The organism is Massilia phyllosphaerae (genome assembly GCF_034659755.1).
Classification (GTDB): Bacteria; Pseudomonadota; Gammaproteobacteria; order Burkholderiales; family Burkholderiaceae_D; genus Telluria; species Telluria phyllosphaerae.
In genome coordinates this window covers 286776-304667 of the sequence record NZ_JAXSQX010000003.1, presented here as the reverse complement: position 1 = coordinate 304667, position 17892 = coordinate 286776, and the positions used below count along the sequence as shown (strand labels likewise).

17 protein-coding genes are annotated in these 17892 nt (G+C 65.8%); 5 read left to right on the top strand and 12 right to left on the bottom strand.

Going from position 1 to position 17892, the window contains the following annotated elements; genetic code table 11:
• The first annotated feature begins 26 nt into the window (after positions 1 to 26).
• A complete protein-coding gene (locus tag U1H99_RS13940) occupies positions 27 to 470 on the top strand; it encodes an FKBP-type peptidyl-prolyl cis-trans isomerase (RefSeq protein ID WP_323142335.1) in 444 nt (147 codons plus the stop codon).
• 238 nt (positions 471 to 708) lie between these two features.
• Positions 709 to 2013 (top strand): MFS family transporter, encoded by a 1305-nt coding sequence (locus U1H99_RS13935; protein ID WP_323142334.1) that lies wholly within the window; start codon positions 709 to 711, stop codon positions 2011 to 2013.
• Between the two features lie 107 nt (positions 2014 to 2120).
• On the opposite strand, the gene U1H99_RS13930 is transcribed toward U1H99_RS13935, so the two are convergent.
• The 4 genes from U1H99_RS13930 to U1H99_RS13915 all read right to left on the bottom strand — a co-directional run bounded on the left by U1H99_RS13930 (position 2121) and on the right by U1H99_RS13915 (position 7529).
• Entirely contained in the window at positions 2121 to 2588 is a 468-nt protein-coding gene (locus U1H99_RS13930; protein ID WP_323142333.1) for a GNAT family N-acetyltransferase, read from the bottom strand.
• Between the two features lie 38 nt (positions 2589 to 2626).
• Positions 2627 to 3649: a histone deacetylase family protein gene (locus U1H99_RS13925; RefSeq protein WP_323142332.1), complete on the bottom strand. Its 1023-nt coding sequence runs from the start codon at positions 3647 to 3649 to the stop codon at positions 2627 to 2629.
• Positions 3650 to 3859: 210 nt separating this feature from the next.
• Entirely contained in the window at positions 3860 to 5461 is a 1602-nt protein-coding gene (gene gshA / locus U1H99_RS13920) for a glutamate--cysteine ligase (protein WP_323142331.1), read from the bottom strand.
• A 94-nt stretch (positions 5462 to 5555) separates the two neighbouring features.
• Positions 5556 to 7529 carry a DUF885 domain-containing protein gene (locus U1H99_RS13915; RefSeq protein ID WP_323142330.1) on the bottom strand — a complete coding sequence of 658 codons (1974 nt, stop codon included), beginning with the start codon at positions 7527 to 7529 and terminating at the stop codon, positions 5556 to 5558.
• Positions 7530 to 7658: 129 nt separating this feature from the next.
• Here U1H99_RS13915 and U1H99_RS13910 point away from each other — a divergent pair, with 129 nt between their 5' ends.
• Positions 7659 to 8924 (top strand): lipoprotein-releasing ABC transporter permease subunit, encoded by a 1266-nt coding sequence (locus tag U1H99_RS13910; RefSeq protein ID WP_323142329.1) that lies wholly within the window; start codon positions 7659 to 7661, stop codon positions 8922 to 8924.
• Positions 8925 to 8927: 3 nt separating this feature from the next.
• Here U1H99_RS13910 and prmC read toward each other — a convergent pair whose 3' ends face one another.
• From prmC to U1H99_RS13885, 5 genes are all read right to left on the bottom strand, one after another.
• Positions 8928 to 9776: a peptide chain release factor N(5)-glutamine methyltransferase gene (prmC, locus tag U1H99_RS13905; protein WP_323142328.1), complete on the bottom strand. Its 849-nt coding sequence runs from the start codon at positions 9774 to 9776 to the stop codon at positions 8928 to 8930.
• Positions 9776 to 10246 carry a disulfide bond formation protein B gene (locus tag U1H99_RS13900; protein WP_323142327.1) on the bottom strand — a complete coding sequence of 157 codons (471 nt, stop codon included), beginning with the start codon at positions 10244 to 10246 and terminating at the stop codon, positions 9776 to 9778. The genes prmC and U1H99_RS13900 overlap by 1 nt, the downstream gene beginning before the upstream one ends.
• A gap of 122 nt (positions 10247 to 10368) precedes the next feature.
• Positions 10369 to 11445 carry a peptide chain release factor 1 gene (gene prfA / locus U1H99_RS13895; protein WP_323142326.1) on the bottom strand — a complete coding sequence of 359 codons (1077 nt, stop codon included), beginning with the start codon at positions 11443 to 11445 and terminating at the stop codon, positions 10369 to 10371.
• A gap of 96 nt (positions 11446 to 11541) precedes the next feature.
• A complete protein-coding gene (gene hemA / locus U1H99_RS13890; RefSeq protein WP_323142325.1) occupies positions 11542 to 12816 on the bottom strand; it encodes a glutamyl-tRNA reductase in 1275 nt (424 codons plus the stop codon).
• 88 nt (positions 12817 to 12904) lie between these two features.
• Entirely contained in the window at positions 12905 to 13594 is a 690-nt protein-coding gene (locus U1H99_RS13885; RefSeq protein ID WP_141836339.1) for a response regulator transcription factor, read from the bottom strand.
• A gap of 214 nt (positions 13595 to 13808) precedes the next feature.
• On the opposite strand from U1H99_RS13885, the gene U1H99_RS13880 reads away from it, so the two are divergent.
• On the top strand, positions 13809 to 14327 hold the full coding sequence (locus U1H99_RS13880) for a hypothetical protein (protein WP_323142324.1): 519 nt from the start codon (positions 13809 to 13811) through the stop codon (positions 14325 to 14327).
• A 73-nt stretch (positions 14328 to 14400) separates the two neighbouring features.
• Here U1H99_RS13880 and minE read toward each other — a convergent pair whose 3' ends face one another.
• The 3 genes from minE to minC are packed head-to-tail and all read right to left on the bottom strand — an operon-like array spanning position 14401 to position 16329.
• Positions 14401 to 14652, bottom strand: a complete 252-nt coding sequence (gene minE / locus U1H99_RS13875; RefSeq protein WP_141836335.1) for a cell division topological specificity factor MinE — start codon at positions 14650 to 14652, stop codon at positions 14401 to 14403.
• Between the two features lies 1 nt (position 14653).
• Positions 14654 to 15469 (bottom strand): septum site-determining protein MinD, encoded by an 816-nt coding sequence (gene minD, locus U1H99_RS13870; RefSeq protein ID WP_323142323.1) that lies wholly within the window; start codon positions 15467 to 15469, stop codon positions 14654 to 14656.
• 56 nt (positions 15470 to 15525) lie between these two features.
• The gene (gene minC, locus U1H99_RS13865) at positions 15526 to 16329 is read right to left on the bottom strand and encodes a septum site-determining protein MinC (RefSeq protein WP_323142322.1); all 804 of its coding nucleotides are present in this window, start codon (positions 16327 to 16329) and stop codon (positions 15526 to 15528) included.
• Between the two features lie 335 nt (positions 16330 to 16664).
• On the opposite strand from minC, the gene U1H99_RS13860 reads away from it, so the two are divergent.
• Entirely contained in the window at positions 16665 to 17840 is a 1176-nt protein-coding gene (locus tag U1H99_RS13860) for an acetyl-CoA C-acetyltransferase (protein WP_323142321.1), read from the top strand.
• Positions 17841 to 17892 lie beyond the last annotated feature (52 nt).

Sequence of the window (17892 nt, the reverse complement as noted above, 5' to 3'; positions counted from 1 at the left end):
TTGAGGTTTTCTTACCAAGGACCCGCATGAAACTGAAGTCTCCCCTCGCCGGCGTGCTGCTGGCCGCCTCCCTCGCCCTCAGCCTGACCGCCTGCGGTGGCGGCGATAACGATGCCGGCAGCAACGTGGTGGTCGCCAACCCGTCCGCCTTCACCAAGACCGACACCACGGTCGGCACCGGCGCCGAAGCCACCAGCGGCAAGACCGCCACCGTCACCTACACCGGCTGGCTGTACAGCGCCACCGCGACCGACCATAAAGGCACCCAGTTCGATACCGGCTCGCTGTCCTATGTCGTCGGTTCGACCCAGCTGATCGCCGGCTTCGACCAGGGCGTGCAAGGCATGAAAGTCGGCGGCAAGCGTACCGTGCTGGTGCCGTCGAACCTGGGCTACGGCAGCACCGGGCAGGGCAAGATTCCGCCGAACGCCGGCCTGGTGTTCGACATCGCGCTCACCGCCGTCAAATAAGCTCTTCCCTGAGCGCCAGCGCCGGCCGGATCCGTGCCGCCGCCGGCGCATGGCGCATGGCGCAGCGTGGACAGCAGCGCCACGCCGCCCGCTCCGTGATAACTTTCTGACACGGTACATACAGCGTCGATCATATGGAAATGCTATCCTAGGCCGCCTGGCCGCGTCGGCCGTAGCGGATCCACCCGGGAATTCGTCAGCCACGCCCTGGCGTACCAACGAAAACCTGGAGATCGCAATGACAGCAAGAGACAGTACGGAAGCCCAAGCCATCCACGACCTCACGCCGCGCCAGCGGGTGTGGGCCATCGTCGGCGCCTCATCGGGCAACCTGGTCGAGTGGTTCGACTTCTATATCTACTCGTTCTGCGCGCTGTACTTCTCGTCGGCGTTCTTCCCCAAGGGCGATCCCACCACCCAGCTGCTGAACACGGCCGGCGTGTTCGCCGCCGGCTTCCTGATGCGCCCGATCGGCGGCTGGATGTTCGGCCGCATCGCCGACCGCTACGGCCGCAAGAATTCGATGATGATTTCGGTGCTCATGATGTGCGGCGGCTCGCTGATGATCGCCGTACTGCCGACCTATGCCATGATCGGCACCGCGGCGCCGGCGCTGCTGCTGCTGGCGCGCCTGTTCCAGGGCCTGTCGGTGGGCGGAGAATACGGCACCAGCGCCACCTACATGAGCGAGGTGGCAGAACCCGGCCGCAAGGGTTTTTATGCGTCCTTCCAGTACGTGACCCTGATCGGCGGCCAGCTGTCGGCGCTGCTGGTGCTGGGCATCCTGCAACTGCTGCTGAGCCACGAGGAACTGGTGGCCTGGGGCTGGCGCATTCCGTTCGTGGTCGGCGCCGCGTCGGCCCTGGTGTCGCTGTGGCTGCGCCGTTCGCTGCATGAAACCACCACCTCGACCGAACGCAAGAGCGAAGCCGCGGGCAGCGTCAGCGCGCTGCTGCGCAACCACGGGCGCGCCTTCGTCACCGTGCTCGGTTTTACCGCCGGCGGCTCGCTGATCTTCTACGCGTTCACCACCTACATGCAGAAGTACCTGGTCAACACGGTCGGCATGAGCACCAAGACCGCCAGCGGCGTGATGACCGTCTGCCTGCTGATCTACATGGTCCTGCAGCCGGTGTTCGGCGCCCTGTCGGACCGCATCGGCCGCAAGAACGCGATGATCGGCTTCGGCGTGCTGGCCACGCTCTGCACCGCACCGATCATGTTCGCGCTGCGCGGCGTGCAAAGCCCGATCATGGCGGCCGTGCTGATCGTGTGCGCACTGGCGATCGTCAGCCTGTACACCTCGATCTCGGGCCTGATCAAGGCCGAGATGTTCCCGGTCGAGGTGCGTGCGCTGGGCGTGGGCCTGTCCTACGCGGTCGCCAACGCCATCTTCGGCGGCTCGGCCGAATACGTGGCGCTGTGGTTCAAGCAGGCCGGCACCGAATCGCACTTCTACTGGTACGTCAGCTTCATGTGCCTGCTGGCCGCGATCGTGGCGTTCCGCATGCCGGATCCGACCCGCTCGGGTCACCTCAAATAAAAGGAACCTCTAGAAACCGTAGCGAGCGGCCGCAGATTTGGTCGAGAAGCGCAGCTGTACGGATGTACAGCGAGCATCGCAGGCCGAATATGCAACGCGCAGCAGGTTTATAGAGGTTCCGCGGCGCGGATCATGTCGATGTGCATGATCCCGTCTTCGTCGTAGGGTGCGGACACGGTGACGAACCCGAAGTTGCCATAGAAATTCTCCAGATGCGCCTGGGCGCCGATGCGGATCGCGTGGCCCTGGTGCAGGCGCACCGCGCAGGCGATGCCCTGGGCGACCAGCTCGCGTCCCAGCCCGGTGCCGCGCATGGCCGGACTGGTGACCACGCGGCCGAGCGACATCTCGGCGTACTTGGCGCCCGGCGCCAGGCAGCGCAGGGTAGCCGCCAGTTCGCGTTTCCCGTTCACCGTTCGCCAGCCGAGCAGGTGGTGGGCGCCCGGGTCCAGGCCGTCGATGTCCGGATACAGGCAAGTCTGCTCCAGCACGAACACTTGCTGGCGCAGCGCCAGCATCTCATACAGCTGCGCCGCCGTCAGGTCGGCGAAGCGGCTCCACTGCCATTCAATCATCGTTCTCGTTCTATCAGGTTGGGGTTGTCAGAGCATACTCAAGCGACAGTCTCGAAGCCGTCGAGCACGTTCACCACGTCGACGCCGAGCGCCGGGCCGGCGTCGCCGCCTTCGAGCATGAAGGCAGTGGGCAGGCCGAGGTAGCCGAGGCGTTCGCCGAGGCGCAGGAAGTCGGCCGTCCCCAGTCCGAAGTGCGACTGCACGCCGAGCGAGACCACCAGCGCCTGCGGCGCGAAGCCCGCCATTTTAAGGCATGCCGTCTCCAGCGCCGCAAACCACTGCGTGCTGCCGGCGCCGCGCGCCAGCGGCAGGTTCATGTTGGCGCCGGCCCCCGGTCCGGCCCCGGTCTCGTCGGCGTGGCCCGAGTAATACGGGTAGGCAGCGTGCGGGTCGGCGTGGATCGAGACGAACAGCACGTCGCCGCGGCCATAGAAAATGCCCTGGGTGCCGTTGCCGTGGTGGGCGTCGAGGTCGAGGATGGCGACGCGCTCGAGGCCATCGTCCAGCAGGTGCTGGGCCGCCAGCGCCGCATTGTTGAGGAAGCAGCCGCCGCCGAAATGGTCGGCGCCGGCGTGGTGGCCGGGCGGGCGGGTGAGGGCGAAGCTGGCATGTTCGCCCAGGCGCAGCGCGTGCGCCGCATTGATCGCGCAATCGGCCCCGGTCTTGGCGGCGATCCAGGTGCCGGCCGTGAGCGGGGTGATGCCGTCCATCGCATACAGGCCGAGGCGGCCCGTGAAATCGTCCGGTTCGATGTCGTGGCGCTGCATCCGCGCCGGCCACACGGCGGGCTGGATGTCCCTGCCGGCGTTGCGCGGATCGAGGGCCAGCCAGCCGCTCCAGGCGCTGCGCAGGAAGTGCAGGTAGCGCGGCGTGTGCACGCGCTCGAGCGAGGCCAGGGACACGCCGTGCGGGGTGACGATCTGGCCCAGGCCGCGGCCGTGCAGTTCGGCCACGATGAGGTCGAGGCGCTCGGGTTTCTCGGAACACGGGAGCGGCGCGCCGGGCCGGGGGACGGCGCGCGGGCTGTGGTGGGCGTGGTGTTCGTTGAAGAAGGTGAGCAAGGTATTCTCTCGGCCGGGACTTCGAAAAACTGCTGCGCTGATCCTGCTGCTTACATCAGCACGTCGCCCCCGTGCAGGCGGGGATCCAAGTTCTGCAAGCGCACCGGTCGCTTGTGCAAACTTGGCGCGAACAGTGCCAGTGGCACTGTTCGCGCCTTCGCGGGGGCGACGGTTTTTAAGCTAACGGTGCGTCGGGCGCTCGCCGCTGCGTCAGCCCTGGTGATTACTGCACAGTGTACTGCTGTTGTACGCCGCCACGAAATCGTCGAAGCTGCCGCTGTCGGCCGCCTCGATCCTGGCCTGCTCGTCCAGTGACGCTTGCGCGGTCTCGTCGAACAGCGCCACTTCCGCCGCCATCAGCGGTTCGGCGCGCAGCGCCCGGGCGTGCAGTTCGCTCTGTTGCAGGCCGAATTTGGCAAACGAGCCGAGCGCGCGCACTTCTTCCAGCACGCGGGCGGACGGGGTCTTGTCCGGGTTCGCCACCTTGGCCTTCTGCAGCTCGAGCGCGGACAGGTGCGCGCCGGCGTAATTGTGTTCGCTGTCGAGCAGTTCGGCCAGCGGGCGGATGCGTTCGAGCAGCTCGGCAGCCCACTCCAGCAGCGGCACTTCGGCGTCGTTGCGGGTGAGTGTGAGGCCCGGGCGGCGGCCTTCCTTGACGGTGCGCGCGAAGTTGCGGGCGTGGACCTGTCCTTCCATCGCATTGATCATCGGGCTTTCCTCGAGCGCGCAGAACAGCAGGAAGGCGTCCAGGAAGCGCCCGGTTTCCAGCGCCACGCCGACCGGCTCGAACGGGTCGATGTCGAGGCAGCGCACCTCGATGTACTGCACGCCGCGGTTGCACAGCGCCTGCACCGGACGCTCGCCGGTACGGATCACGCGCTTGGGGCGGATGGTCGAATAGTATTCGTTCTCGATCTGCAGGATGTTGGTCGACAGCTGCACCCATTCGCCATCCTTCTTGGTGCCGACGTCGGCGTACGGCGGATACGGGCGGTTGACCGCGTCCATCAGCGAGGTGACGTAGCTTTCCAGGCTGTTCTCGTGCGGACGCAGGCCGGACTGGGCGTCGTTCTGGTAACCCAGGTCGCTCATGCGCAGGCTGGTGGCGTACGGCAGGTACAGGGTGTCGTCGGACAGCGTCTCGAGATTGTGCTCGCGGCCGCGCAGGAAGCCCGTGGCCAGCACCGGGGAAGCGCCGAACAGGTACATCAGCAGCCAGCTATAGCGGCGGAAGTTGCGGATCATCGCGATGTAGCTTTCGGACTGGAAATCGCGCAGCGCATGGCGGCGTTCCTCGGCGATGCCTTCGCTCTCGGCCAGCACTTTCCACAGCTGCTCGGGCAACGAGTAGTTGTAGTGGATGCCGGCGATGCATTGCATGGCCTTGCCGTAGCGCAGGGCCAGGCCGCGCCGGTACACGTGCTTGAGCATGCCGATGTTCGATGTGCCGTACCAGGCGATCTCGATGTCTTCTTCGGACGGCAAGTCGCACGGCATCGACTGGCTCCACAGCATCTCGCCGTCGAGCTTGGTGTAGGCGTAGCGGTGGATCGCGTCCAGGCGGTTCAGGGCCAGGCCGATGTCGTGCTCGGCCGGCGTGATGAATTCGAGCAGGGCTTCCGCGTAATCGGTGGTGATCTGCGCATGGGTCAGGGCGGCGCCGAGTTGGACCGGGTGCGGTGTCCGCGCCAGACGGCCCTGGCTGTCGACGCGCAGCGTCTCGCGCTCGATGCCGCGCAGGCCCTGCAACAGCAGGCCGCGGTGGGCATCGTCGTCCAGCAGGGCCAGGCGGCGGGTCAGTTGGTTCGACACGGAATTTCCTTTCTTATACTGTACTGCTTTGAAGGTGCAGAGAGTAACCGAAAACGGCCAAGCGCGCCGGGCACCGCGCAATATGACGATTGTATTAACCTGGCGCCAGCTGCGGCGCTCCGAACAGCGCCTGATCGGGCACCTGTTCGGGCACCTGGGCGCTGCCCTGCGGGGGCGCCGGCGGCGGCGCTGGATCGGCTCCCTGGGCGGGCGGCTGCGCCGGCGGCGGCGTGGCCTGGGCCGCGATCCAGCGTTCGACTTCCCGCTCCAGCAGGTCGAGCGGTAGCGCGCCCTGGCCCAGCACGGCCTCGTGGAAGGCGCGCACGTCGAAACGCCCGCCCAGCACCGCCTGGGCCTTGCGGCGCAGCGCCAGGATGCGCAGCTGGCCGATTTTATACGCCAGCAGTTCGCCCGGATGGTCAATCGCGCGGTCGACTTCGGCCTCGTTGTCGAACGGCGGGTTGGCGGTGGTCGCGTTCAAGTAGTCGAGCGCCTGCTGCCGGGTCCAGCCGCGCGCATGGATGCCGGTGTCGATCACCAGGCGGGCGGCGCGCAGCAATTCGTCGGCCAGGCGTCCGAAATCCGAAAACGGATCGCGCATCAGGCCCAGTTCGGGGCCGAGGCCTTCGGCATACAGCGCCCAGCCCTCGCCGTAGGCGCCGTACCAGGCATTGCGGCGGAACGGCGGCAGGTCGGGAATCGACTGGGCGCGCGCCACCTGCAGGTGGTGGCCGGGCACGCCCTCGTGCAGGGCCAGGGTCTCGACTTCCCACAGCGGACGCGTATCCAGGCGCGCCGTGTTGACCACCAGCGCCGCCACGCGCGCGGCGTTGCCCGCCTCGTAGGCAGCGCCGCCCTGGCCGGCCTGCGCATCCAGCAGCGGCTTGACCGCCAGCTCGTCGGGCGGAATCGTCGCGAACAGCAGCGGCAGGTGGGCGTAGACGCGGGCCAGGGTGCGCCGGTAGCGGTTCAGCAATGCGTCGGCGTCGGTGGTGAACAGGCGCGGATCGCTGCGCGCAAAGACGAAGAACTGGGGGAGGGTGCCGCGAAAACCGGTGCGCTGGATGGCCGGCGCCATCTCGGCGCGGATGCGTGCAACTTCCTTCAGGCCGAGTGCGTGGATCTCGGCCGGCGTCAGGGCGGTGGTGGTGGCGTTCCTTACCAGCAGCGCGTACCAGGACGGACCGCCGGGCAGGCTCGATGCGGCGATCGTCGGGCGTGCCGCCGGCAGATAGTCGTTGCGGATCACGTCTTCCAGCTTTTGCAGCGCCGGCGCCAGCGCCTGCAGGGCAGCAGTGCCGTCGGCGGCCAGCTGGGCGCGCACCTCGGCGGGGATGGTGGCCGGCAGGCGCCGCAAGGGGGCGGAGACGGCGCCGTCGGCCAGGTGCTCGCGCAGGTTGCGCAGCTGGTCCGGCACGCCGGCCATGACGCGCTTCGGCGCGACCCAGCCGGTGCGCATCCCTTCATGCAGCTGCTCGACGATGCCGTCGATGTGGCGCGGCAGCGCCTGCAGGCGCGCCAGGTAGTTGCGGTAGTCGGCTTCGGTGACGAAGGGCATCTGGGCGACCAGGCGAGGGAAGCGCAACTGGATGCCGTCCTGGACGCTGATCGGCTGCGGATCGAAGGGCACGAAGCTGGCGACCGCCAGGCGCCTTTCCTTGTCGGCCACGAACAGCTCCCAGGACAGGCGCTCCTGGCCTGTCAATTGGGCCGGGTCGAGCTGGCGCGCCAGCTCGAGCATGCGGCGTTCGTGCTCGACCGCTTTCAGCGCGCCGGCCAGAGAGCTGTCGGCCAGCTGGGCATCGTAGCGGTGGTCGCCGACGGCGGTGGCGAATGCCGGCTGGTGCTTCAGGCGCCATTGCCAGTCGCGTTCGAACAGGGCGCGCGCCTGGCCGGGGACGTCGGCAGGGAGTTCGGTGGCGCTTGCCGGCAGCGGCGCCAGCAGCAGAAGGATCGACAACGGCGTCGACAGCGGCGTCGACAGCAGCGGGGTCAGCAACAGCGGCAGCGCGGCCGCCAGCAGCCGCGCCGCGCGCTGCCGGGCCGCGGGCAGTCGGGTTCGAGGCATGCGGGGCTCCGGGGATGGGGCACCCATTGTAACAAAGGCGCACAACGGGCTGCGCCGGGTGGCCTGCGCCATCCCGTGCGTGCGCATTGTGTGGCACACTGCGCCGGATTGAATATTTGTCAGGAAACCATGAGCATCATTAAAGACATGCCCTATGAATGGTGGGTCGGCCTGCGCTACACGCGCGCCGGCAAGCGCAGCGGGCGTAACCGTTTCATTTCCTTCATTTCGTGGATCTCGGTGGCCGGCATCGCGCTCGGCGTGGCGGCGCTGATCGTGGTGCTGTCGGTGATGAACGGTTTTCAGAAGGAAGTCACCGACCGCATGCTGTCGGTGGTGGCGCACATCGAAGTGTTCGACGCGCGCGGCGTGCTGCCGGACTGGCGCCGCTCGGCCAGCGAGGCGCTGCGCAATCCGGGCGTGCGCGCCGCCGCGCCCTTCGTCGACATGCAGGGCATGCTGGTGGTCGAAGGCACCATGAAGCCGGCGCTGGTGCGCGGCGTGCTGCCCGCCGAGGAAGCCAAGGTGTCGAAGGTGGCGCAGCACTCGACCGCATTCGCGGCGTTGCAGCCAGGGTCGTTCAACATCGTGCTGGGCAATGAGCTGGCCGAAGCGCTCGGTGTCAAGGCCGGCGACCGCCTGACGATGCTGCTGGCGCCGGGCGGCGCGCAGGGCGGGCAGTTGGCCGGTGCGCCGCGTTCGCGCACCTTCACGGTGGCCGGTACCTTCAAGGCCGGGCACTTCCAGTTCGATTCCTCGCTCGCCTTCGTCAGCCTGGAAGACGCGATGGCCGTGCAGGGCTTGCCGGCGCCGTCTGGCCTGCGCCTGCACCTGGCCGACCTGTATGCAGCGCCCCAGGTGGCAGCCGAGCTGCAGCACAGCATGTCCGGGGAGCTGATCATGCGCGACTGGTCGCAGGTGAACGCGATCTGGTTCGCGGCGGTCGGCTCGCAGAAGCGCATGATGTTCATCATTATCACGATGATCGTGGCGGTGGCCGCCTTCAACCTGGTGTCGACGCTGGTGATGGCGGTGCGCGACAAGCAGGCCGATATCGCGATCCTGCGCACGCTGGGCGCATCGCCGCGCTCGATCATGAAGATCTTCGTGGTGCAGGGCACGCTGGTCGGCGTGCTGGGGACGCTGCTTGGGGTCGGCCTCGGGGTGCTGGTGGCGCTCAACGTCGACGTGATCGTGCCCTTCATCGAACGCGTGTTCGGCCTGCACTTCCTGTCGAAGGACATTTATTTCATCAGCGAGATCCCGTCCCAGCTGCGCTGGGCGGACGTGGGCTGGAGCGGCGGGGTGTCGATCCTGCTGGCGTTCGTGGCGACGCTGTATCCGAGCTGGTCGGCGTCGCGCCTGCATCCGGCCGACGCGCTGCGTTATGAATAGGCGTTAGCGCGGCGCGCGGCCGCCGCTGACGCGCTCGATATCACCGAGGTCGCGCCAGCTCTGCACCTCGCTGTAGCCGTGTTCCTGCAGCAGCGCGCGCACCGCGGCCGCCTGGTCATAGCCGTGTTCCAGCAGCAGCCAGGCGCCCGCTTCCAGGCGCGCCTGCGCGCCCTCGATGATGATGCGCAGCGCCGACAGGCCGTCGGCGAAATCGGTGAGGGCGCCGCTCGGTTCGAAGCGCAGGTCGCCCTGCGACAGGTGTTCATCCGCGGCCGCGATGTAGGGTGGATTCGAGGCGATCAGATCGAAGGTCTCGCCCGGCGCCAGGGCCGCGAACCAGTCGCTTTGCAGGAAGCGGACGCGCACGCCGTTGGCATCCGCATTCGCCTGCGCCACCGCCAGCGCCGCCGGGCTGAGGTCGAGCGCGCTGACCGCGGCATCTGGCCGGGTGTGGGCCAGTGCCACCGCGATGGCGCCGCTGCCGGTGCCCATGTCGAGCACACGGCAACGCTGTCCCGGTTGCGGCAGACGTTCGAGCGCCAGTTCGACGATCAGTTCGGTGTCGGGGCGCGGGATCAGGACGGCCTCGCTGACCTGGAAGTCGAGGCCGAAGAATTCGCGCTTGCCGACGATGTAGGCGATCGGCTCGCCGTCAAACCGGCGCCGCACCAGCGCATTCAGGCGCGCCGTTTCATCCTGGTCCAGCGCGCGTCCGGCCTGGGTGATCAACTGGACCCGCGTCATCCCGGTCGCATGGCACAGCAGGATGCGGTTTTCGAGCGGGTCGAGCGGCAGCGCTGCCTGCGCCGCGCCGACCGTGGTGCCGGGAACGAGTGGAGACGGCGCGGCCATCAGCGTGCGCGGCGCGCCAGCACCCAGACCAATGCCAGGCCCAGGAGCACGAACCACAGCGCCGACCACTGCGGCACCGACAGCCCGAGCACGTTGTCCAGCGCCGCTTCGCACAGGCCGTCGGCGCGGAACGCCCAGGGCAGCAGGGTCGCGGTCGGGATCTTGTTCAGCACCGTCTCCATCGGATCGATACCGCAGGAAAAGCCCGGGTGCGCGAGCACGTACAGGTGCTTGCCGGCCACGCCGAGCCCGCCCAACGCCGACAGCAGTGCCACGCCGGTCCACAGTTTGACCTTGCCGGCAAAGGCGCCGACCAGGCTGAAGATGGCCACGCCCAGGAACAGGTAGCGCTGGATAATGCACAGCGGGCAGGGCAGCATGTCTTTCGCGTGCTGCAGATACAGGGCGGCACCGACCAGGGCGAGGCTGACGGCAGCGATGAGAAGCAGGATCTTGCGGGAGGCGGGCATGAAGCTTTTCCTGATGTAAGTGATCTTGCGATTTTCGCACATTGCGACCCCAATTCGGGGTCAGAGCACAATCGGTGAAAAATTCGGGGTCAGAGCAAAAATTCTGCTCTGACCCCGAATTGTCAATCGCCGAGGGCGGCCAGCAGTTCGGCCTGGTGCTCGGCCGACAGCGCGGTCGTCAGTTCGTTCAGGTCGCCGTCCATGATCATGTCGAGCTTATACAGCGTCAGGTTGATGCGGTGGTCGGTCAGGCGGCCCTGCGGGAAGTTGTAGGTGCGGATGCGCTCGCTGCGGTCGCCGGAGCCGATCAGGCTTTTACGGGTCGCGGCTTCTTCCCTCTGCTGTTCGCGCAGTTGCACGTCCTTGATGCGCGCGGCCAGGACTTTCATGGCCTGCGCCTTGTTCTTGTGCTGGCTGCGGTCGTCCTGGCACTCGACCACGATCCCGGTCGGCAGGTGGGTGATGCGCACGGCCGAGTCGGTCTTGTTGATGTGCTGGCCGCCGGCGCCGGACGCGCGATAGGTGTCGATGCGCAGGTCGGCCGGGTTGATGTTGACGTCCTCGACTTCGTCCGCTTCCGGCATCACCGCCACCGTGCAGGCCGAGGTGTGGATGCGGCCCTGGGTCTCGGTGGCCGGCACGCGCTGCACGCGGTGGCCGCCGGATTCGAATTTCAGTTTCGAATACACGCCGTTGCCGATGATGCGCGCGATGACTTCGCGGTAGCCGCCCAGGTCCGAGCTCGACTCCGACACGATTTCCACCTGCCAGCGGTTGCGCTCCGCATAGCGCGTGTACATGCGCAGCAGGTCGCCGGCAAACAGCGCCGATTCGTCGCCGCCGGTGCCGGCGCGGATCTCGAGGAAGATGTTGCGCTCGTCGTTCTCGTCCTTCGGCAGCAGCATGGTCTGCAGCTCGAGATCGAGCTGGGCCAGGCGGCCCTTGGCGGCCTCGATCTCGTCCTGGGCGAATTCCTTCATCTCCGGGTCCGCCAGCATGTCCTGGGCCGCGGCGATGTCGCCCTGGGCGGTCTGGTACTGGTGGTACACGGCCACCAGCGGCCCCAGTTCGGCGTGCTCGCGGTTCATCTTCCTGAAATTGTCCATGTTGGCGGTGGCGCCTTCGGACATCAGGAGCTCGTCCAGTTCGACGAGGCGGTTGGCCAGTTGGTCCAGCTTGGCCAGCATGGATGGTTTCATAGTGTAGTAGACGAGAGAGAACGGACGGGCCGCGCAGGGCGGCAGGGCGCGCGGCACGATCGCTGCCGCGCACATGGCAAACGACAGAGGAGGACGCTAACGGCGGCCGCGGAATAGTTGGGGCAGCAGGCTGGCCAGGCGCGCGCGCTCGTCGCCCTGGGCACGGTGCAGCGCCTGCTGCGGGCCGTGCAGGAACTTGGCGGTGAGACCCTTGGACAGCGCTTCGAGCACCGCGTCGATGTCTTCGCCCTTGGCCAGCAGCTTTTTCGCGCGCTCCAGTTCGGCCAGGCGCAGGACTTCGCTGGATTCGTGCAGGTCGCGGATGACCGGCACCACGGCGCGGTCGCCGACCCAGTGCATGAACGATTGGACGCGCGTGTCGATGATGGCTTCGGCCTGGGCCACGGCGGCTTGCCGGCTTTCGACGCCGCTGCGCACGACGTCGGCCAGGTCGTCGACGGTGTACAGGAACACGTCGTTCAGCTTGCCGACTTCGGGTTCGATGTCGCGCGGGACCGCCAGGTCGACCATGAACATCGGCCGATGGCGGCGCGCCTTGATGGCGCGTTCGACCAGGCCCTTGCCGATCAGCGGCAGGGTCGACGCCGTCGACGAGATCACGATGTCGAACTGCGGCAGCAATTCCGGCAAATCGGCGAGGCGGATCGCACGGCCGGAAAAACGGTTGGCGAGCAGCTCGCCGCGTTCCAGCGTGCGGTTGGCGATCGTGATCGATTTCGGATTCTGGGCCGCGAAGTGGGTGGCGCACAATTCGATCATTTCGCCGGCGCCGATGAACAGCACGTTCTGTTCGCTGACGCTGTCGAAAATGCGCTCCGACAGGCGCACCGCCGCCGCCGCCATCGACACGCTGTGGGCGCCGATCTCGGTGGTGCTACGCACTTCCTTCGCCACCGCGAAGCTGCGCTGGAACAGCTGGTGCAGGTAGGTACCGAGGCCGCCGGCCTGGTCGGCCACGCGCACGGCATCCTTCATCTGGCCCAGGATCTGGGCTTCGCCGAGGACCATCGAATCGAGGCCGGATGCGACGCGGAAGGCATGGCGCACGGCGTCGTGCTGCGGCAGCATGTACAGGTGCGGACGCAGTTCGGAAAAATTCAGCCGGTGGTAATCGGCGAGGAAGCGCGCGGAGGCGTCGAGCGGATCGGGCGCGCCGCTGGCCGCATACATCTCGGTGCGGTTGCAGGTCGAGAGCAGGGCCGCTTCGTCTTCGCCGTGGGTATTGAAGCGCGAAAACCAGCCGCGCGCCGCCTGTACCGCCTCGCCCAGCTGCTCAGGCGCCAGCGCCAGTTGCTCGCGTAGCGAGACCGGGGCGGTGGTGTGATTGAGGCCGACGGCGAGGAGTTGCATGGGTGATCAAAAAACGGGCAGTTTGCTCATTATACCCGGATGTGCGCAGGGTTTCAGGGCAGCCTCAAGCCAGGGGCGAGGGCGCCCCTCAGGCGCCCAGTTTTTCCAGGCGGTAACCATAGCTGTACACCGGCACCAGGCGGAAACCGTTCTCCGGACGCAGGCGCAGTTTGTTGCGCACGCGCGAGACATGGGTGTCCATGGTGCGCGACGGCACCGCGGTTTCGCGCACCCAGATCGACTCGTGGATGTAGGCGCGCGACAGCGGACGGCCGAGATTCCGGAAAAACAGCAATGCCAGGTTGAATTCCTTGTGGGTCACATCCACTTGCTCACCATCCATCATCAGGCGGCCAGGACGGGTTTCAAAGATATAAGGACCAAATTGCAATTGCTCAGCGCCATTCTGGGACGGGTAGGCACGGCGCAGCAGGGCTTGGACGCGCGCCACCAGTTCGCCGCGGCGCAGCGGCTTGACCAGGTAGTCGTCGGCACCGGCGGTCACGCCGGCCACGATGTCGTCCTCGGCGGCGCTGCCGGCCAGGAACATGGTCGGGGTATTCGCCGCCATTTTTTCCTTGGCGCGGCGCAGCACTTCCTGGGCCGGCACGTCGTTGATCTGCCAGTCGAGGATCAGCAAATCGGTGCTGTCCTTGCGAAGGTTACCAAGAAGCTCTTTGCCACTGTCAAACGATTGGCAGCTGTGGCCGGCGCCATTCAGGACTTGGCAGATCAAATCTGCCTGGGTGGTGTCGTTATCCAGTACTGCAATTCGCATAATAAGGCGGTCTCGGCTTGGGGGTGGGACAGCGTGAAGCCCAGGTGTAGGATCGATCCTACAACTTATTTCCGAATATAACAGACTTTTAAAATAAAGCCACACACCCGCAATCAAAATTCACATTTCCGTTGGTGAATTGCGTCACACTTGTGTCCATTTGACATCAAACTCGTGGTTACAATGATATCGACCATCAGGATAGGAGTTTTACATGTTTCTAAAAAAGAAGAAAGATACTGAACAGGTTTTGCTGCCGGTGGCCAGCCAAGACATCGAGCGGGTACGCGCGCATTGCCGTGCCCTGGTGCGCAAACGCGCCATGATTTCGGCCGGCGTGGGCGCGGTGCCGATCCCCGGGATCGACATGGTGGCCGACCTCGGCAGCTTCGCCTCGATGGTCGAGGATATCAACCGCGCCTTCGGCCTAACGCCGGCACAGATCGAACGCCTGCAGCCGCGCATGCGGGTGGCGGCCTACGAGGCGGTGGGGGCGCTGGGCGGGATGCTGGTGGGTAAGCTGGTGACGCGTGAACTGGTGCTCAAACTGCTGCAGAAGTCGGGTGCCAAGCTGGCCGCGAAATCGGCCGCCAAGGTGGTGCCGCTGGCCGGCCAGATCGCTTCGGCCGCGATCGGCTTTGCGCTGTTCCGACAGATGGGGAACCAGCACGTGGAAGCCTGCGTCCGGGTCGCGCGCGAGGTGGCGGACAAGGTACCGCAGGGGCCGGCCTGAAATGGAAAAACCGCCGGCAGCTGGGGCTGGCGGCGGTCGGTGCGTCAGGCGGCGGATGCGGTGTACGGCCGGATCAGGCGTCCGGCAAGACAACGTTGACGTCGAGCACTTCCAGGTTGCCCTGGCGGTCGAGCGAGATCTTGATGTCTTCGGCACTGACCTTGGTGTACTTCGAGATCACTTCGATCAGTTCACGGTGCAGAGCCGGCAGGAAATCCGGACCGGCGCGGTCGGTGCGCTCGCGGGCGATGATGATCTGCAGCCGTTCCTTGGCCGCTGTCGCACTTTTCTGTTTCTGAGGAAACAGGAATGAAAGCAAAGCCATATCACTTTACTCCAAACAGGCGCTTCATCAGGCCTGGTTTTTCGTAATTGGTGAAGCGCAACGGAATCTCTTCTCCGAGGAAGCGGCCGACCACGTCCTGGTAGGCTTGCGCGACGTCGGTATCCTTGAAGTGGATTGCCGGATTGCCCTGGTTCGACGCGTGCAGCACGGCTTCCGATTCCGGAATGATGCCGATCAGCGGGATGCGCAGGATTTCCTGCACGTCCTGGTAGGACAGCATTTCGTCGGCTTCCACGCGGCGCGGCGAATAGCGCGTGATCAAGAGGTGCTCCTTGACCGGCTCGCCGCCGCTCTGGGCGCGGCGCGACTTGGCCTGCAGGATGCCGAGGATGCGGTCGGAATCGCGCACCGACGACACTTCCGGATTGGTCACGATGATCGCCTCGTCCGCGAAGGTCAGCGCCATCAGCGCGCCATGCTCGATGCCGGCCGGCGAATCGCAGATGATGTATTCGAAGCCCATCTGCACCATTTCGTTCAGCACGCGCTCGACGCCGTCTTCGGTCAGCGCATCCTTGTCGCGCGTCTGCGAGGCCGGCAGGATGAACAGGTTCTCGCAGTGCTTGTCCTTGATCAGCGCCTGGGTCAGCGTGGCTTCCTTGTTGATCACGTTGATCAGGTCGTACACCACGCGGCGTTCGCAGCCCATGATCAGGTCGAGGTTACGCAGGCCGACGTCGAAGTCGAGGACGGCGGTCTTGTGACCGCGCAGCGCCAGGCCGGTCGAGAAGCTCGCGCTGGAAGTAGTCTTGCCCACACCGCCCTTGCCGGACGTTACAACGATAATTCTTGCCATGACAAATAGATGTCCTTAATTATTTTGGATCTGGTCAATGCTGGATGCGTAAGCACTCAATGCCGATTGGCCGAACCCAGCGATGATATATCGATTCGGTCGCCGACCAAACGGATTTGTACCGGCGTGCGCGCCATGTCGGCCGGCACGCCTTCGTCGAAGGTCCGGTACACGCCCGCGATCGACACCAGTTCCGGTTCCAGCTGCAATGCGAAGATACGCGCATCGGCATTGCCCGAGGCGCCCGCCAGGGCGCGCCCGTGCAGCGGCGCGTACACGTGGATACTGCCGTCGGCGATGATTTCGGCGCCGTTGTTGACCACTGCGGTGATGATCAGGTCGGTACCGCGCGCATAGATGCGCTGGCCGGCACGCACCGGGGTGTCGATGATCAGGGCCTGGGCCGGGGCCGACGGCGCGGTCGGGGCAGGCGCGGGGACCGGCACCACCGGCGCCGGCGCGGACTCGGCGACAGGCGCGGCGGCGCTCGCCGCCGCCGCCGTGGCATGGTCGCGCGCGCCGCCGGTTCGGGCGCCGCTGGAGCCATCGTCCAGGAACAGGTCGTGGGCACGGATGATGTCGTGCAGCCCGGCCGGCGCGCCGCGCACGGCGACCGCATTCAGGCGGTATTTCTTGAGCAGGCGAACCAGGGATTCCCAATCGATCTGCCCTGCCTCGTCGGCGATGGCGGCAATGTCGATGACGGCAAACTCATCTTCGAAAAAGTCGGCCACGCCGCCGGTCATCTGCTTCAGCGCGGCATCGATCGCGATCGGATCGGCCGAATGCAGAATGGTCGAAATGGCGACGACCGTGGAGATCTTGATTTCGATGGGAAGGGATGTCGGGGTCTTGGACATAGATAGTTCTGGTTGGCACAAGCTCGTGCATTCTACTTTGAAATTTCCATGAACGGGAAAGGCTTTTGACCCTTTGGTAATAGAAGGCAATGAGTATTTCCATGAAAAAAAATGAACAGGGAAAAGTTCCTCTTTTCATAGGAGAATTGACCTAAATGCAGAGTTTGTTTGATAAATAAGCTGATAAGATTGATATTGCTCAAACAATGTATAAGCTGAATATCTAACATTGTTGGCTTTCCAACCCGCGTCCCAATATGGGGTGCGCAAGGACATCGGCCAGCTGGCTGCATTTACTACAACCCCGGCCCCAGGCCGGGTACTCGGAGATCATCATGGAAGACGTCGTTATCGTGGCCGCCGGCCGCACTGCAATCGGCAAGTTCGGCGGTACGCTCGCCAAAATTCCGGCAACCGAGCTGGGCGCACAGGTCATCAAGCAGCTGCTGGCCAAGACCGGCATCGACCCGGCATCGGTGAGCGAAGTCATCATGGGCCAGGTGCTGACCGCGGGCGCCGGCCAGAACCCGGCGCGCCAGGCCGTGATCAAGGCCGGCCTGCCGGACAGCGTGCCGGCCTCGACCCTGAACGTGGTATGCGGCAGCGGCCTGCGCGCCGTCCACCTGGCGGCGCAAGCCATCAAATGCGGCGACGCCGAGATCGTGATCGCCGGCGGCCAGGAAAACATGAGCGCCTCGCCGCACGTGCTGAACGGCTCGCGCGACGGCTTCCGCATGGGCGATGCCAAACTGACCGACACCATGATCGTCGACGGCCTGTGGGACGTCTACAACCAGTACCACATGGGCGTCACCGCCGAGAACGTCGCGCGCAAGTACGAGGTCGCGCGCGCCGAGCAGGACGAATTCGCGCTGCAGTCGCAGAACAAGGCCGAAGCCGCCATCAAGGAAGGCCGCTTCAAGGACGAGATCCTGCCGATCGAGATCGCGTCCAAGAAGGGCACCACGGTGTTCGACACCGACGAGTATCCGAAGCACGGCGCCACGCTGGAAGGCCTGGCCAGCCTGCGTCCGGCCTTCAACAAGGAAGGCACCGTCACCGCCGGCAACGCCTCCGGCCTGAACGATGGCGCCGCCGCCGTGATCCTGATGTCGGCTTCCAAGGCCCAGCAGCTCGGCCTGACCCCGCTGGCCCGCATCAAGGCATATTCTTTGTCCGGCCTGGATCCGTCGATCATGGGCATGGGCCCGGTGCCGGCCGCACGCGCCTGCCTGGAAAAGGCGGGTTGGACCCATGAAGACGTGGACCTGATGGAAATCAACGAAGCCTTCGCCGCCCAGGCTGTCGCCGTCAACAAGCAGATGGGCTGGGATACCTCCAAGATCAACGTCAACGGCGGCGCGATCGCGCTCGGCCACCCGATCGGCGCCTCCGGTGCGCGCGTGCTGGTGACCCTGCTGCACGAAATGGTGCGCCGCGACGCCAAGAAGGGCCTGGCCAGCCTGTGCATCGGCGGCGGTATGGGCGTGGCGCTGGCGGTGGAGCGCTGAAACGGACAAGTGCGTTACCGCAGTATTGGATAGGACAGGGCGATTACCAGAA

Coding starts and splice junctions, on each gene's coding strand:
- U1H99_RS13940 (WP_323142335.1), top strand. CDS start 27: ATGAAACTGAAGTCTCCCCTCGCCGGCGTGCTGCTGGCCGCCTCCCTC.
- U1H99_RS13935 (WP_323142334.1), top strand. CDS start 709: ATGACAGCAAGAGACAGTACGGAAGCCCAAGCCATCCACGACCTCACG.
- U1H99_RS13930 (WP_323142333.1), bottom strand. CDS start 2,588: ATGATTGAATGGCAGTGGAGCCGCTTCGCCGACCTGACGGCGGCGCAG.
- U1H99_RS13915 (WP_323142330.1), bottom strand. CDS start 7,529: ATGCCTCGAACCCGACTGCCCGCGGCCCGGCAGCGCGCGGCGCGGCTG.
- U1H99_RS13910 (WP_323142329.1), top strand. CDS start 7,659: ATGAGCATCATTAAAGACATGCCCTATGAATGGTGGGTCGGCCTGCGC.
- prmC (WP_323142328.1), bottom strand. CDS start 9,776: ATGGCCGCGCCGTCTCCACTCGTTCCCGGCACCACGGTCGGCGCGGCG.
- U1H99_RS13900 (WP_323142327.1), bottom strand. CDS start 10,246: ATGCCCGCCTCCCGCAAGATCCTGCTTCTCATCGCTGCCGTCAGCCTC.
- prfA (WP_323142326.1), bottom strand. CDS start 11,445: ATGAAACCATCCATGCTGGCCAAGCTGGACCAACTGGCCAACCGCCTC.
- hemA (WP_323142325.1), bottom strand. CDS start 12,816: ATGCAACTCCTCGCCGTCGGCCTCAATCACACCACCGCCCCGGTCTCG.
- U1H99_RS13885 (WP_141836339.1), bottom strand. CDS start 13,594: ATGCGAATTGCAGTACTGGATAACGACACCACCCAGGCAGATTTGATC.
- U1H99_RS13880 (WP_323142324.1), top strand. CDS start 13,809: ATGTTTCTAAAAAAGAAGAAAGATACTGAACAGGTTTTGCTGCCGGTG.
- minE (WP_141836335.1), bottom strand. CDS start 14,652: ATGGCTTTGCTTTCATTCCTGTTTCCTCAGAAACAGAAAAGTGCGACA.
- minD (WP_323142323.1), bottom strand. CDS start 15,469: ATGGCAAGAATTATCGTTGTAACGTCCGGCAAGGGCGGTGTGGGCAAG.
- minC (WP_323142322.1), bottom strand. CDS start 16,329: ATGTCCAAGACCCCGACATCCCTTCCCATCGAAATCAAGATCTCCACG.
- U1H99_RS13860 (WP_323142321.1), top strand. CDS start 16,665: ATGGAAGACGTCGTTATCGTGGCCGCCGGCCGCACTGCAATCGGCAAG.